The following is a 14,576-nucleotide window of genomic DNA, read 5'->3' on the forward strand; positions in this document are numbered from 1 at the left end:
ATACCGGATGATTTGTCCTATGGTTTTCCTCACTGAGCTCAGCATGACCCTCGGATCCCATCTGGTGCCGGCAGGCCGCCGGAACCTGCCGTCCCGCCACCTCACCGGGGTCCATGTTTCGGAGCTTGAGGACCCCACCCCGTACCTGGAAGGCGGAGAACTGCTGCTGACCACAGGCATGCCGCTTGGCGCGAACCCGTCGGCGACGAGCGAATACGTAACCCGGCTGCGGGCCCGGGGCATCCACGCCCTGGGTATTGGGCTCGGGCCCTGGCTGAAGCAGGTGCCAGGGCACCTGGTCCAGGCCTGCGATGACGCCGGGATCCACCTGCTGACGGTGCCCGACGGCGTGCCGTTCCAGAACGTGTCCCGCGCCTTTTGGGGCCTTTCGGCCCGCAGCGGTCAGGCTGAGCTGCTGGGCAGCCTCGGCACCCAGACCGCCCTGGCCCAGGCGACGATGCGCCCCGACGGGACCACCGCCGTCGTCCGGGGCCTGGCGCAGGCCCTGGGCGGGTGGGCTGCCTTCCTGCCTTCGGACCCGGAACCAGCCCGGTACTGGCCGGAAAATACCGGTGCCCTGCTTCCCGTACTGCGGAGCGAAACGGTCCGGCTGAACCGGGCGGGCGTGCATTCTGCAGCGACCTTTGAAATCCACGGGCAGCCCGTCGTCGAGTACCCGATTCCGGTCAGTGGCGGCAGCGGACGGATTCACGGCTTTCTCGCCGTTGGCCCGGGGCGGAAGCTGACAGCTGCCGACCGCCAGGTCATCATGACCGTCTGCACGCTCCTGGCGCTCAAGTCCAAGCAGCGGGAAGCTGCCTCCGGAGCCAACGCGGCACTGAGTTCCGCGGTGGCCAAGCTGCTGCTGCATGGTTACACGGAAGCGGCGCGGATCCTGGCCGAGGACGTGGGACTGGCGGAGCTGCCGCCGCGGGTTCGGGTCCTGGCGCTCCCGTCCGGCGACGCCGATGACACGGACCTGCTGCTGCGCGCGGCGCCGGCCCTGGTTCCCGAAACCGGCGTGCTGCCGCTGCCCCGGGATCTGGCCTCCTGTTCCCTCCGGCACGAGCGTGAGGGTGTGCTCTATGTGCTGCTGCCGCTGGACCCGGCTGCGGCGGATGCAGAAAGTGCTCCGTCCCTGCCGGCAGCGGATGTTCAACTGCCGGCCGCGGATGTTCCCGGACTTGCGGGCGTCGTGAGCGAGCCCGTCTCCCTGGGCGAGGTCCCGGGAATCCTGACCGGGCTGCGCCGCAGCCTGGGCCAGGCACCGCCCGGCACCCTGGCCGGGACCGGAAACCCGCACCACGCTGATGCTGCTGCCTGGGTACAGAAACTGGCGCAGTATCCACGGGCCGATCTGGTGGGCACCGTCGCCGAGTACCTCCGGCACCGGGGGCACTGGGAAAATGCGTCCCGGGCGCTGGGCGTCCACCGTAACTCGCTAAGGCACCGGATCAGCATCGCGGTTTCACTGCTGGGCGTGGACCTGGACGATCCGGATGTCTTTGCGCCGTTGTGGCTGGAGCTGCGTCAGTACGAAAAGTAGCCCTGATCCGGTTCCACCCCGGCCTCCCGGGAAGGGCCGGCCGGTCCACGCAGCCAGGCGCTCACACTGTCGGTGTGTTCCCCAAGCCGCGGCGGGGCCTCGGCGCGGGAAGCCAGGGGCGGTTCCCAGACGGCGGGATGCCGGATCTGCCGCCCGGCGGGCCCGCCGGAGGAATTCCGCACCTCGATGGTGGGTTCCAGGCCCAGTGATTCGGCATAGGCGATGCCCTCATCAATTCCGGAAACCCGCCCTGCCGGCACTCCCGCGCTGCTCAGGCGCTCCTGCCAGACGGCGGCCGGCGCCGCTCCCAGCAGGTCCTCCAGCAGGGGAATCAAGGCCTGCCGGTGTTCCACCCGTGCACTGTTCGTTGCGAACCGCGCATCGGCTGCCAGTTCCGGTGCGCCCAGTTCCGCAGCCAGCCGGATGAACTGGGCGTCATTCCCGCAGGCGACGGCGAGCGGAACGTCGGAGCAGTCCAGCAGCTGGTAGGGCACGATCGACGGGTGGGCGTTGCCCATCCTCGACGGAACGGCTCCCGCGCCCAGATAGGCCTGGGCCTGGTTCGCCAGGGCTCCCTGCAGGCTGGAGAGCAGATTGACCTGGACGTGGCTGCCGCGGCCGGCGTTCCGGCGGGCCTGCAGCGCGGCCAGGACGGAAATGGCCGCGTCCTTCGCGGTCAGCACGTCCACCAGTGCCACGCCGGCCTTCATCGGCGGGCCGGCGTCGTCGCCGGTGATACTCATCAGCCCGCCAAGGGCCTGGACCACGAAGTCGTAGCCGGGCAGGTCCCGTCCGCCGTCGGCACCGAAGCCGGAGATCGAAACGTAGATGAGTCCCGGGTTTTCGGCGCTGAGTTCGGCGTATCCCAAGCCCAGCCGGCCCAGTCCGCCCGGCTTGAAGTTCTCCACCAGCACGTCCGCACGGAGGGCCAGTTCCCGCGCCAGCCGCCGGTCGGCGTCGTCGGCCAGATCCAGGCACACCGATTCCTTGTTCCGGTTCACGGACTCGAAATAGGTGGCGCCGGTGCCGGACCAGGGCGGGCCCCAGCTGCGCGTATCGTCACCGGTTCCGGGGCGCTCCACTTTGATCACCCGGGCTCCGAGGTCAGCCAGGGTCATGGTGCAGAGCGGCCCGGCCAGGACACGGGAGAAATCTGCCACCAAGATTCCCTCAAGGGGCCGCTGCCCGGCTTCCTGAAAACGTTCATCACTGGACGCAGGCATGCTCACCCTTCGCTAGGCCGGGCACGGATTCCCCGGATGACTCAACCCTAGGCAGTGGCACAGGAAAGGATATGGATGTCTCATCCAAACGGCGGGATAACCTGCACAGGAAGCTGTGGCTCGCCCCCGGACAGCAGTCCGCCCCGGCTGCTTTAAAAAGCTGCCGGGGCGGAACAGGGGCCGGGTGTTAGGCGTGCTGGCCGGCGTGCGGTCCTTCGGAGATTTCCTCGACGACCTTGGCGTTGAAAGCCGGCAGGTCGTCCGGGTTGCGGCTGGTGACCAGACCTTGGTCCACCACCACTTCCTCGTCGGTCCAGTTGGCGCCGGCGTTGCGCAGATCGGTGGCGAGCGTATGGAAGGACGTCACGTCCCTGCCCTTCACCACGCCCGCATCGATCAGCAGCCACGGTCCATGGCAGATGGCAGCTACTGGCTTGCCTGCTTCGAAGAACGCCCGGGCGAACCGGCGGGCGTCGTCGTCCACCCGCAGGTAGTCGGCGTTGATCACGCCGCCCGGCAGGACCAGCGCATCAAAATCTGCTGCGTTGGCATCCGCAACACCCAGGTCAACGGTGAACGTATCTGCCTTGTCCACGCCGTTGAAGCCTTGGAGAGTGCCGCTGGCGGGCGAGACGAGGACCGGCTGTCCGCCGGCTTCCTTCACCGCGTCCCAGGGGCTGGTGAGTTCAATCTGCTCCACACCGTCCGTGAGCAGGAAAGCGACCTTCTTGCCGGAAATATCATGAGCTGACATTTTGCCTCCGTTCGTGGGTCAGGCGGTCCGGCCTGGACCGCCGCTGCTTCCTACCCTAGGAACAAAAGGCAATACTAAGCAAGCTGATGAACCAAGTTCCTACAACCCACCGGCGACGGCGGCCGTGGCCTTCAGCCAGGCACGCTGCGTCGCCGGACGCAGGGATGCGTACCGAATTTGCCCCTTGACCAGCGCGGGGTCGTACGGAATGGTCACGGCGGCCCGGGCCAGCACCTTGAAGGCTTCGGCGACCTTCCGTGCCTGGGCTTCGGTACCGTTGCGGTCCGCCTGGGACACAATGACGACGGCGCCGCGCGCCAGCTCCGCGTAGCGTCCGCCGCGCTCCTGAAGCGCCTCAAGCAGCAGGGCACCAGCCTCCGCGTGCTCTTCCACCGTGGTGGTGGCGATAACCAGCTGGTCGGTGTGGTCAATCATGCGCAGCCAGCGTTCGGCGCTTTCATCATTGCCCGAGTCCACGACGTTAAGCCGGAAGTATTTCGAGGCCACGGTGTGGAGCGCATCAAAGTCTGTCCGGGTGACCTTCTGTTCGGAGGCCAGGACGTTCGGGTTCGACCGCAGGACGTCATACTTGTCATCCGTCTGGTGGTGCACGAATTTGGCAAGCATTGCCGACTGAGCCACGGGTGAGAGCAGCAGCCCGGTTTCCGGCAGCAGGTCCATGACCGTGGCGTCGTGCTGCGCCTGTTCCGTGCGCCAGCCCAGGGTTCCACGGGTTTCATTGTTGTCCCACGCCAGGACCGGGCCGCCGCCGTTGCGGGCAAACAGTGCGGCGAGCATCACCGTGGTCGGCGTCTTGTTGGCTCCACCCTTGCCGTTCACCACGGAAATAGTCCGCGGGCCGGGCCAGTGCTGGCTGACCATCCGGGTGTCCCGCCGTTCGGCGAGCTCCTTGGCGGAAGGCGCAACGCGCAGTCCCATGGAGGCCAGGAAGCCGCGGAAACCACGTGTGGCCGGGATCTTGGAGGTGCCGGTATCCAGGAACGTCGCCCGGCGGACATCATTGGGTTCACCGCGGACGGCAAGCCGGGTGCGTTCGCGCAGGTCTGAAGGCATCTGCTCAGGATCGAGAGACGGAACCCCGGGCAGGTGCTCTCCGGCGCCTGCCGAGCGTCCAGCCATGTCAACCAGCGGCAATTCGTCGGAGTTCATCGGCGGCTCCGCCGGCGGCTCAGGCACCACCGCGGGCAGCCGCGAAGAGGGCAGGCCGCTGAGCAGCGGAATCCTGGACATACCCGCCGTGGCCGGTTCCGGCCCATCCCAGGCATAGGTGCGTGCTTCGGCGGGGGCCGGAGGAAGTTCTGCCTCCGCTGAGGAATCCGTGAACTCAGGCGCCGCCAGGGGGTCCTCATCCAGGCCATGGCCCCAGCTGGATTCGTCCGGAGTGGAAAGGTCCGGGGTGGAGTCGTCCGGGGTGGAATCGTCCGGGGTGGAGTCGTCCGAAGTGGAAGCGTCGGGGGTGGAAAAGTCCGACGTGGAAACGTCCGATGTGGAGTGACCCGAAATGGAAGCGTCGGGGGTGGGGTCCGAAATGGGGGCGTCCGAAATGGGGGCGTCCGAAGCGGGTTCGTCCGTATCGGTTTCTTCCGCGGAGGTTTCCTCCGCGGAGGCGGCGTGCTCGGTGAAGATGGTCGTATCGCTTTCAGTTGTTCGCAGTGCTGTTCCCCCGGCTGCCGCAGCGCCTACGCTGACCAGCGCCGGCTGTACGGAGTCTTCGGGAAGTACGCCGGCTGCGGCTTCGCGGGTCTCTGCGGCAGGAGGTCCTGAGGCAGGCACTGGCGTCGCTGTCACCTGGGCTTCCAGGGGCCCTTCCCCCACCGAAGCGTAATCAGCGTCCTCGGTCTCCGAAGCACTGTCTGTTTCTGGAACCCCGCCGTCGTCCGCGGGAGATTCAAGGTCCCAGGGAGTTCGATTCAAGCGGCTGCGCCGTCCAGCGCCAACGGGAACGGCAGCCGCTCTTTTGGTGCCGTTCCAGCCCGTGCCCGCCACCTCCGCTGTCTCCGGGGGTGCGGCGACGGGATCGGCCGTAGCACTGCCCGTAACCGGGTCACCGGAATGAGCGGCCAAACGGGCTTCGGCGGCCCTGCGGCCCCGCCGGGTGGGCAGGGCGTCCGGGCGCTCCGGATCGGACAGATTTTCAGTCATCGGGTCTGCATCTTTCGTTCCGTGCACGGTGCGATTGATCGGGACGGTCGGCTCTTCCCCTGCGATCCTACAAGCCATCACTCTTCACAGCGGGTCCGTATGTTCTGTCACGGGCCGTGTTGCGGGCGACGCGCACCGGCTGGCAGCGTCTTGAGGGACTGGCCACCATGTGTCACTCCGGGAAGAAGCCAAACAACAAAATGACCCTCGGAGATGAACTCCGAGGGTCAAACTGTAGCGGTGGGGAGGCTCGATCTCCCGACCTCACGATTATGAGTCGTGCGCTCTAACCAACTGAGCTACACCGCCATAAATGAGTCAAGCCCGCGTGCCTGGCCCTTGCGAACAACAGGCTTAGAAACGCGGACCCTCCCATTGAGAGCCCCGACCGGGAATCGATCCCGGGACCTCCATCTTACCAAGATGGCGCTCTACCACTGAGCTATCGGGGCATCGCCCCAACCGGGGCAACGACATAAAACTCTACCAGCACTTTTCCCCAAACGTGAAATCGTCCCGGAGGGCATCCGCGAGGGTCAAAAACAGGGTCACCTCCCCTGGGTCAAGCCGCCCTGAGACGACCCGGGGCCTGGAATTCCGAAGACCACAAAACGGCCTATGAGCCGCCTTTTCGCCGCCCGTATGACCCCCGAATCACTGTCCAGGCCGCAGAACCGCCTAAGGCCTCACCCCGGACGCTGCAGGGGCATGTGGCAGACTGTTCCACACCCCGCAAAAGCGCCGTTGTGCAGCAACGCAATTCTCGCCCTGACCGCAGGAAGGACCCGTAAAGATGGGTGCAGGAGCCAACCCAACCATCCCGTCAGTTTGGGAGATTTACGTCCTGTCGCTGGGGGTTGTCCTTGTGTCGTTGGTCATAGTGACGGTACTTTCGCTGGCTTGGACAAAGAACCTGGCGCCCGCCACGAAGCTGCTGTGGCTGCTGATCATCCTCGCCCTGCCCCTCATCGGTCCGTTGGGCTGGCTCCTGTGTCTCTATCGGATCCGCAGGACGGGCTCCGCGTCCAAGGCCCGCACGGCCGATCCGACCCGAGTGGATCCCACGGCTGCTTCCCCGGAACTCAAGACTCGGTTTAACGCCAAAGGGTTTTAACGCCAAAAGGCGCCCCATGCGGGACGCCTTTTCGCTGAGCTCTAGGCTTCGAGTACTGCTTAGTCGCGGAAACGCGGCTTGCGGGCACCGGCACCGGCACCGGCCGGCTTGCTGAAGCTGCGGTCGCCGTCGAACTTCTTCTTGTACGGGCGGTCAGAGCCGCGGTCACCGAAGGACCGCTCGCCGTCGCGCTTCTTGAAGTCCTTCTTGAAACCGCCGCGCTCAGCGCGGTCGCTGGAGCCGCCTTCACGGGCCGGACGGCGTCCGTTGTCCAGTTCCAGGTGGATCAGCTCGCCGCCGATCCGGGTGCGGGACAGTGCGCGCAGCTGATCCTTGGACAGATCTGCGGGCAGCTCCACCAGGGTGTGGTCGGCGCGGATATCGATGCCGCCGATCTGGGCGGAGGACAGGCCACCCTCGTTGGCAATGGCACCGACAATTGAGCCGGGCATCACGCGCTGGCGGCGGCCGACGGCGATGCGGTACGTTGCGTTGCCTTCGGTCAGCGGGCGCGTCGGGCCACGGGAGCCGAAACCGTCGTTGCGACCTTCGGAACGCTCGCGCTGGCGGGCCGGAGCCTGCGGAATTTCTTCCATCAGCAGCGGGCGGCCGGCCTGGGCCATAACGACCAGGGCTGCGGCGACTTCCTCGGCGGGAACATCGTTCTCGGCAATGTACTTGGTGACCAGTTCGCGGAAGACGGAGAGGTCTTCGGACTTCATGGTCTCGGTGATGCGGTCGGAGAACTTGGCCAGGCGCTTGGCGTTGACAACGTCAATGCCGGGCAGCTGCATGTGCTCAACGGGCTGGCGGGTTGCCTTCTCGATGGCGCGCAGCAGGTACTTCTCGCGCGGGGTCATGAACAGGATCGCGTCACCGCTGCGGCCGGCACGGCCGGTGCGGCCGATGCGGTGCACGTAGGACTCGGTGTCGTGCGGGATGTCGTAGTTGAAGACGTGGCTGATGCGCTCGACGTCCAGGCCGCGGGCGGCGACGTCGGTGGCGACCAGGATGTCGATCTTGCCGTCGCGCAGGGCCTCGACGGTGCGCTCGCGCTGCTGCTGCGGGATGTCGCCGTTGATGGCGGCAGCCTTGTAGCCGCGGGACTTCAGCTTGTCGGCGAGGTCCTCGGTGGCCATCTTGGTGCGGACGAAGGCGATAACGCCGTCGAAGTCCTCGGTCTCGAGGATGCGGGACATGGCATCGAGCTTGTGCGGGCCCATGACCTGCACGTAGCGCTGACGGGTGTTGACGCCGGTGGTGGTCTTGGACTTGACCGTGATTTCAGCCGGGTTGTTCAGGTACTTCTTGGCGATCTTGCGGATCGCGCCCGGCATGGTGGCCGAGAACAGGGCGACCTGCTTCTCATCCGGAGTGCTGGAGAGGATCTGCTCCACGTCTTCGGCGAAGCCCATGCGCAGCATTTCGTCGGCTTCATCCAGGACCAGGTACTGCAGGTTGGACAGGTCGAGGGAACCCTTGGAGATGTGGTCGATCACACGGCCCGGGGTGCCAACAACAACCTGGGCACCGCGGCGCAGGCCGTTCAGCTGGGGGCCGTACGGGGAGCCACCGTAGACGGGCAGGACGGTGAAGTCATCCATGTGCGCGGCGTAGGAGGTGAAAGCCTCGGCTACCTGCAGGGCGAGTTCGCGGGTCGGGGCCAGGACCAGGATCTGGGTGTCCTTGGTGGGTCCGTTGATCTCGGCCAGCTCAGCCATGCGGGACAGGGCGGGAACAGCGAATGCTGCGGTCTTGCCGGTACCGGTCTGGGCCAGGCCCACGACGTCGCGGCCTTCGAGCAGAACCGGGATGGTGGCTGCCTGGATGGGCGACGGCGTCTTGTAGCCGACGTCGGTCAGGGCAGCAAGGACGCGGGCGTCCAGATTGAAATCAGTGAACAGAACCTCGTTGGCTTCTTCAGCTTCAACGGGCGCATCTACAATATCTTGGGCATTCTCAGGCACGGAAAATATATCCTCATCAGTGGGGCCGGGCAGCCGTCCAATTGCGGCTGCGAGTACGTAAGTCCGGGCACTGTTGCAATCCCAGGCAGGACTCTCCGTCACAGCTGTGGGCCGGTGTCACTGGATTGCGACGGCAGCTCGGTATGACGATTTCTTTGCCGGCGCTCCCAGGAGATGAATCTGCCCGCATTTGAATGCGGGCCCCAACACAACGTATACCTGCGAAAACTTTGCCCGCAGGGAAATCAGGGAATACCGGAGTGGGGGACTCTTCAAGTGTACGGCATGACGGCCGCAGGACCAGCCGAAAGGACCGTGAGGTCCAGCACAGGGGCTGAATTCGCCGGTGTCGCCGGCCAGCAGGCCCGGTTCCGGTTTGTGCCCGGCTGTCCTTACCCCGCGGCCGGGACCGCCGGTTTCCGTGCCAGTACCTTCTGGATTTCCGGCGACAGATAGGTCCCTGACGCCCCGGCTTCCAGCAGCAGTTCACGCTGCTTGGGCGTGAGGCCGTCGAAGACATCGGCGACCGTCACTCCATGTGCGGGCCGGTGGATGACCTCTATCGATTCTCCTGCCTGAATGCTGCCGCGCTTGATGACCCGCAGGTAGGTTCCCAGCTTTCCCGCCGCGGCGAACCGGGCCACCCAGCGGGGCTGGCCCATGTACTGGGCGAAATTCCGGCACGGCGTCCGCGGGCAGGTCACTTCCAGGACCACGGTGGCGCCGATCTGCCAGCGCTCCCCCACTACCGCCCGGGAAGCGTCGATTCCTGCGACCCGCAGGTTCTCGCCGAACCGGCCAGGCGGTACGGCTTCCCCGAGTTCCGCTTCCCAGTACGCGGCGTCTTCCTGCGAATAGGCGTAAATGGCCTTCGATTCGCCGCCGTGGTGCTTGCGGTCCGCCTGCAGATCGCCAGTCAGGCCCAGCGCGTATACCTGCACCGGACCCTCGACGGCGCGCTTATCGATCGCGGTCACACCGGTGGCGTCAGAGGTGGGCAGCAGGGTGTGGAGCCGGCAGGCGGCCAGCAGGGTTCCGGTGCTCATGGGCACCAGTCTAGGACCGCTGCAGGAGAACGCTGCCGGAGGCGTGGCCGGTGCGCCACCACCCCTTGGGCCGGCCTGGCCAGAGCAGGGCAAACCACCAGGCCAGCATCCCGGCCCCGCAGAACACCCCGGCGCTGGAAACCATCAGCCACAGCACCGGATCCTGCGCATTCAGGTCCTGTGCCCCGAGCACCAGGGCCAGGGTTTTGGGCGAAAAATAGAACACCACGGCGCTGGTGCAAAGCAGGATCCAGCCGGAGATCCGCATCCCGCGCCGGTCCGGAGGCAGGCTGTACAGCCCGGCACCGAGGAGCGGCAGGAACAGGGCCACCCAGACCCAGTGGTGGGACCAGGACACCGGTGAAATCAGCAGCATCAGCAACGCTGCGGCCGCCAGGGCCAGCAGGTCCGTTCCCGCCAGGGTGGCCAGGCGGATAACGACGGCGGCCGCAGCGGCCGCTGCCAGGCTCAGCAGCAGCCAGTAGGGTCCTACCTCGGCCTGCGGACCAGTAAAGTGCAGCAGGGCTCCGCGGATGGAGAGGTTGTCCACGTAGGCGCCGCCGCCCACCCGTGAGGTATCCGGGAGCAGTTCGCCCCAGTAGATCTTGGACTCCCGGGGCAGGATCAGGAATCCCAGGCCGAAGGCCGCCAGGAAACCAAAGGCCATGTTCCGCAGCCCGCGCCAGTCCCCTCGGACCAGGAAGTAGAAGGCGAAGGCCAGCGGTGTCAGCTTTAAGCCGGCAGCGACGCCGGTGAGCAGGCCCCGCGGCCAGCCGCCCCGGCGCTCCAGGAAGTCCAGCATTACCAGGGCGAACAGCAGAATGTTGATCTGCCCGAAAGCCAGGGTTTCCCGCCAGGGGCCGAGCAGCACCACCAGCCCAAAGGTCAGCACGGCAGCCGGCCGCAGCCAGAAATGCCGCAGGACGGCCTTGACGCTGTGTTTTCCGCTGAAGTGGCTCACCAGCCACAGCGCGGTCAACGCGGTAATGACCAGGGAAATCCAGAAGAAGATGTCTGCGCCGATTACCGGGCCGAAGGGCGCGAAGAGCACGAACAGCAGGGCAGCGGCCGGCGGATAGGTGAACATCAGCCCGGGATTATCCCCGTTCGGCACACTCACCGAATATAGGTCTCCGCTGGCGTCGATGACGCTCTGTCCGGCGGTGACGTAGACCGTGAAGTCCAGGCCGTCCCGGGGGGCCAGGTCCAGGGCCAGGAAGACGAGCCCGGCGGTAACTACTCCGGCACCGAGCACAAGGGCAGCAGCAGCGGCGCGCGAACGCAGTACCTTGGCCATGCGCCTTCCCTCCTGCACCGCTGCCGACGGGCGAGCGAGCGAGCGCTACTCTACCTGCGCAGATCTCCTGACAAGGCTAAACGCACCCAAAAAGGCCGGGCAGATGCAGGGATTCGCCGGAGGACACGTTTCCCGCCGCTCCCCGCGCCGGCCGCAGCCGCCGCCGAGCCGGGCTACCGTTAGAAGTCAACGGGACCCGTGCCCTGCAGCGGAGCCGACGCCCTCAGAAGGAGACTTACTTGAGCACTCCCAAAGTCCAGACCCCGATGCCCGGGAGCATGCGGCTGGCGTTCCTCGCGTGGCTGGCCGCCGCTGCCGTTCTGCTCCTGGCCGGGGGCTCCTTCCTCTTCACGGCGCAGACCCAGCGCCAGGACAGCCAGGGCCTGCTGACCCTCGGGGTCCTCGGCGTCGCGCTGGGGCTGCTCACCGCGTTCTGCACGGTCCGGCTCCGCCATGGCAAGCGCAGCAGCCGGGAAACGCTGACCACGCTGGGCCTGATCGCCGGTGTTCCGCTGCTGTTCCGCGGCCCAACCCTGATGGCGCTGGGCGCCTTCCTGCTGGTCTGCGCGGCGCTGCTGTGGATACCGCAAAGCAGCCGTTTTTTCGCGGCCCGGGAACCCAAGGTCCGCCGGCGCCGTCTTCCGGGCCGCCGCTGACCTAACTCCGGGACAGCAAAAAGACCCGCCGGTCGAAGAACCGGCGGGCCTTTTGCCAGATGCCTAAAGCTGCTGCAGCGCCTGGTCCAAGTCGGCAATGAGGTCCTGAAGGTCCTCGATCCCCACCGAAAGCCGGAGCAGGTTCTCCGGTACGGCCAGCTCGGTTCCCTTCACCGAGGCATGGGTCATTTCCGCCGGATAGTTCATCAGGGATTCCACACCGCCCAGGGATTCGGCCAGGGTGAAGACCTTCGTGGATTCGGCGATCTTCCGGGCGGCGGCTTCGCCGCCCTTGAAGGACACCGAGACCATCCCGCCGAAATCCTTCATCTGGGCCTTGGCCAGTTCGTGTCCGGGATGGTCTTCGAGTCCCGGGTACAGCACCGATTCAACGGCGGGCTGCTCCAGCAGCCACTTGGCCACGGCCATGGCGTTGGAGGAATGCCGGTCCATCCGCACACCGAGGGTCTTCAGTCCTCGGGTGGTCAGCCAGGCTTCCATCGGAGCCGAAACCGCGCCCACCGCGAACTGGATGAAGCCGATCTTCTCCGCTGCGGCGTCGTCGTTCAGGATGACTGCGCCGCCCACCGCGTCGGAGTGTCCGCCGATGTATTTGGTGGTGGAGTGCACCACGATGTCCGCGCCCAGGGCCAGCGGCTGCTGCAGGTAGGGCGAGGCAAAGGTGTTGTCGACTACCAGCAGGGCACCGGCGTCGTGCGCGGTCCGCGCGATTGCCGCGATGTCGGAGATATTCATCATCGGGTTGGACGGGGTTTCGAGCCAGACCATTTTGGTGTTCCCGGCGCTGATCGCTGCTTGGAGCGCAGCGGCGTCGGACATATCCACTGCCGCGTTGGTGATGCCCCACGCCGCAAGGACCCGGTTGATCAGCCGGTACGTACCGCCGTAGGCGTCGTTGCCGAGCACGATGTGGTCCCCGGGGGCCAGCAGGGCACGGATCAGCGCGTCTTCGGCGGCGAGCCCGGAGCTGAAGGAGAACGCATGGTTTCCGCCCTCCAGCGCTGCCAGCTGTTCCTGCAGTGCGTCCCGGGTCGGGTTGGTGCCGCGGCCGTATTCATAGCCGTTGCGCAGCCCGCCGATCCCGTCCTGGGCATAGGTGGTGCTTTGGTAGAGCGCCGGGATCACCGCTCCGGTGGTGGGGTCCGGGGTCTGCCCGGCATGGATCGCTCGGGTGTTGAAGCCTGTGCTCATGGTGTTCCTCCTGGTGCCGGATGCGGCGGTGTGGGTCGGCGGGCGGGTTCAGCTACGCGCTGAGGTAGGACAACAGGTCGTGGCGGGTCAGGATGCCGACGGGTGCCCCGTCCTGGGTCACCATCAGGGCGTCGTTTTCCTGCAGCCGTTCCCTGGCGGCGGCAATCGATTCGGCGGCGCCGATCAGCGGCAGTTTCTCCCCCAGGTGTGCGCTCACGGGGTCGGTGGGTTTAGCTTCGCCGCGGAACAGCTTCTCGGTCAGCGAGCGCTCGTCCACCGAGCCCAGAACCTCGCCCAGGACCACCGGGGGTTCCTGGGACAGCACCGGGAGGTAGGAAACGCCGTATTCGTTGAGGATGCCGATGGCGTCCAGCACCGTCTCGCCGGGGTGGGTGTGGACCAGGTCCGGCAGGGCACCGGATTTGGTGGCCAACACGTCGCGGACCGAGGCTTCCTGCTCATTTCCGGGCAGGAAACCGTAGGACTTCATCCAGCCGTCGTTGAAGATCTTGCCCATGTAGCCGCGGCCGCTGTCCGGCAGCAGGACGACGACGACGTCGTCCGGGCCCAGGTCCTTGGCGGCCCGCAGCGCGGCCACAACGGCCATACCGGAGGAACCGCCCACGAGCAGGCCTTCCTCTCGGGCGAGCCGGCGGGTCATGGTGAAGGACTCGGCGTCGTTGACCGCGATGACTTCGTCCGGGACGGAGGGGTCATAGTTACCGGGCCACATGTCCTCCCCCACTCCTTCCACGAAGTAGGGACGGCCGGTGCCGCCGGAGTACACCGAGCCTTCCGGATCGGCCGCGATGACTTTCACCGGACCTGACGGACGGCCGGCGGAGACCTGCTTCAGGTAGCGGCCGGTACCGGTGATCGTGCCGCCGGTGCCCGCGCCTGCCACGAAGAGCGTCACCTGCCCGTCCGTGTCCTTCCAGATTTCCGGGCCGGTGGATTCGAAGTGGCTGGCCGGGGCTGCCGGGTTGGAGAACTGGTCGGGCTTGTAGGCGCCTTCAATTTCGCTGACCAGCCTGTCGGAGACGCCGTAGTAGGAGTCCGGGCTGTCCGGGGCCACGGAGGTTGGAGTGACGACTACTTCGGCACCGTAGGCGCGCAGCACGTCCCGCTTCTCCACGCCCACCTTGTCCGGGGTCACGAAGATGCATTTGTAGCCCTTCTGCTGCGCCACCAGGGCCAGGCCGACGCCGGTGTTGCCGCTGGTCGGCTCAATGACGGTTCCGCCGGGCTTGAGTTTTCCCTCGGCCTCTGCGGTTTCGATCATCCGGACCGCGATCCGGTCCTTGATGGACCCGCCGGGATTGAGGTACTCCAGCTTCACCAGCACCGTGGCCTCAATGCCGTCAGTCACGTGGTGGAGTTTCACCAGCGGAGTGTTGCCGATCAGGTCCAGGACAGTATTGGCGTACTTCATGGGCACCACGTTACTGGCTGCGTCTGCGCAGAAAAGGGGGGACTGAACATGGCGTAGCATTCCGACCCGCGGCCCGGCATCCTCTTTGGGTTCCGGCTTGGGTTTGAGGCAGAAGTAAACCCGAACCGTGCGAGCATGGTTGCATGTCCTCCGGTACTGCAACTGC

Annotated in this window: 11 protein-coding genes and 2 tRNA genes; 3 read left to right on the forward strand and 10 right to left on the reverse strand. The window is 66.3% G+C overall.

All coding sequences use genetic code 11. The annotated features are described in order from the left end of the window. Window positions 1-1,546: PucR family transcriptional regulator (locus RTN46_RS13835; protein WP_312182229.1), on the forward strand; the 1,546-nt coding region annotated here is incomplete at its 5' end. Here RTN46_RS13835 and RTN46_RS13840 read toward each other — a convergent pair. From RTN46_RS13840 to RTN46_RS13860, 5 genes are all read right to left on the reverse strand, one after another. Continuing rightward, entirely contained in the window at window positions 1,531-2,769 is a 1,239-nt protein-coding gene (locus RTN46_RS13840; RefSeq protein ID WP_312182230.1) for a CoA transferase, read from the reverse strand. The genes RTN46_RS13835 and RTN46_RS13840 overlap by 16 nt on opposite strands. 187 nt (window positions 2,770-2,956) lie before the next feature. Further along, window positions 2,957-3,523 carry a type 1 glutamine amidotransferase domain-containing protein gene (locus RTN46_RS13845; RefSeq protein ID WP_312182231.1) on the reverse strand — a complete coding sequence of 189 codons (567 nt, stop codon included), beginning with the start codon at window positions 3,521-3,523 and terminating at the stop codon, window positions 2,957-2,959. Between the two features lie 99 nt (window positions 3,524-3,622). Further along, entirely contained in the window at window positions 3,623-5,686 is a 2,064-nt protein-coding gene (locus RTN46_RS13850) for an AAA family ATPase (RefSeq protein ID WP_312182232.1), read from the reverse strand. A gap of 235 nt (window positions 5,687-5,921) precedes the next feature. Then, window positions 5,922-5,995 (reverse strand) — tRNA-Met (locus RTN46_RS13855). 71 nt (window positions 5,996-6,066) lie between these two features. Then, window positions 6,067-6,138: transfer RNA gene (locus RTN46_RS13860), tRNA-Thr, on the reverse strand. A gap of 341 nt (window positions 6,139-6,479) precedes the next feature. Between RTN46_RS13860 and RTN46_RS13865 the strand changes: the two genes are divergently transcribed. Beyond that, window positions 6,480-6,800: a PLDc N-terminal domain-containing protein gene (locus RTN46_RS13865; protein ID WP_312182233.1), complete on the forward strand. Its 321-nt coding sequence runs from the start codon at window positions 6,480-6,482 to the stop codon at window positions 6,798-6,800. A gap of 59 nt (window positions 6,801-6,859) precedes the next feature. On the opposite strand, the gene RTN46_RS13870 is transcribed toward RTN46_RS13865, so the two are convergent. The 3 genes from RTN46_RS13870 to RTN46_RS13880 form a co-directional block, all read right to left on the reverse strand. Then, window positions 6,860-8,767, reverse strand: coding sequence for a DEAD/DEAH box helicase (locus tag RTN46_RS13870; protein WP_396157789.1), 1,908 nt, complete (start codon window positions 8,765-8,767; stop codon window positions 6,860-6,862). Window positions 8,768-9,159: 392 nt separating this feature from the next. After that, window positions 9,160-9,813 carry an MOSC domain-containing protein gene (locus RTN46_RS13875; protein ID WP_312182234.1) on the reverse strand — a complete coding sequence of 218 codons (654 nt, stop codon included), beginning with the start codon at window positions 9,811-9,813 and terminating at the stop codon, window positions 9,160-9,162. A gap of 10 nt (window positions 9,814-9,823) precedes the next feature. Next, window positions 9,824-11,110, reverse strand: coding sequence for a glycosyltransferase 87 family protein (locus RTN46_RS13880; RefSeq protein WP_312182235.1), 1,287 nt, complete (start codon window positions 11,108-11,110; stop codon window positions 9,824-9,826). A gap of 239 nt (window positions 11,111-11,349) precedes the next feature. On the opposite strand from RTN46_RS13880, the gene RTN46_RS13885 reads away from it, so the two are divergent. Beyond that, window positions 11,350-11,766, forward strand: coding sequence for a hypothetical protein (locus RTN46_RS13885; protein ID WP_312182236.1), 417 nt, complete (start codon window positions 11,350-11,352; stop codon window positions 11,764-11,766). 63 nt (window positions 11,767-11,829) lie between these two features. On the opposite strand, the gene RTN46_RS13890 is transcribed toward RTN46_RS13885, so the two are convergent. Continuing rightward, a complete protein-coding gene (locus RTN46_RS13890) occupies window positions 11,830-12,978 on the reverse strand; it encodes a cystathionine gamma-synthase (protein ID WP_312182238.1) in 1,149 nt (382 codons plus the stop codon). A 52-nt stretch (window positions 12,979-13,030) separates the two neighbouring features. Continuing rightward, window positions 13,031-14,410: a cystathionine beta-synthase gene (locus RTN46_RS13895; protein WP_312182239.1), complete on the reverse strand. Its 1,380-nt coding sequence runs from the start codon at window positions 14,408-14,410 to the stop codon at window positions 13,031-13,033. Window positions 14,411-14,576: the final 166 nt, after the last annotated feature.

The sequence above is a fragment of the Arthrobacter sp. genome, from assembly GCF_031988865.1.
Taxonomy (GTDB): Bacteria; Actinomycetota; Actinomycetes; order Actinomycetales; family Micrococcaceae; genus Arthrobacter_B.

Coding starts and splice junctions, on each gene's coding strand:
- RTN46_RS13840 (WP_312182230.1), bottom strand. CDS start 2,769: ATGCCTGCGTCCAGTGATGAACGTTTTCAGGAAGCCGGGCAGCGGCCC.
- RTN46_RS13845 (WP_312182231.1), bottom strand. CDS start 3,523: ATGTCAGCTCATGATATTTCCGGCAAGAAGGTCGCTTTCCTGCTCACG.
- RTN46_RS13850 (WP_312182232.1), bottom strand. CDS start 5,686: ATGACTGAAAATCTGTCCGATCCGGAGCGCCCGGACGCCCTGCCCACC.
- RTN46_RS13865 (WP_312182233.1), top strand. CDS start 6,480: ATGGGTGCAGGAGCCAACCCAACCATCCCGTCAGTTTGGGAGATTTAC.
- RTN46_RS13875 (WP_312182234.1), bottom strand. CDS start 9,813: ATGAGCACCGGAACCCTGCTGGCCGCCTGCCGGCTCCACACCCTGCTG.
- RTN46_RS13880 (WP_312182235.1), bottom strand. CDS start 11,110: ATGGCCAAGGTACTGCGTTCGCGCGCCGCTGCTGCTGCCCTTGTGCTC.
- RTN46_RS13890 (WP_312182238.1), bottom strand. CDS start 12,978: ATGAGCACAGGCTTCAACACCCGAGCGATCCATGCCGGGCAGACCCCG.
- RTN46_RS13895 (WP_312182239.1), bottom strand. CDS start 14,410: ATGAAGTACGCCAATACTGTCCTGGACCTGATCGGCAACACTCCGCTG.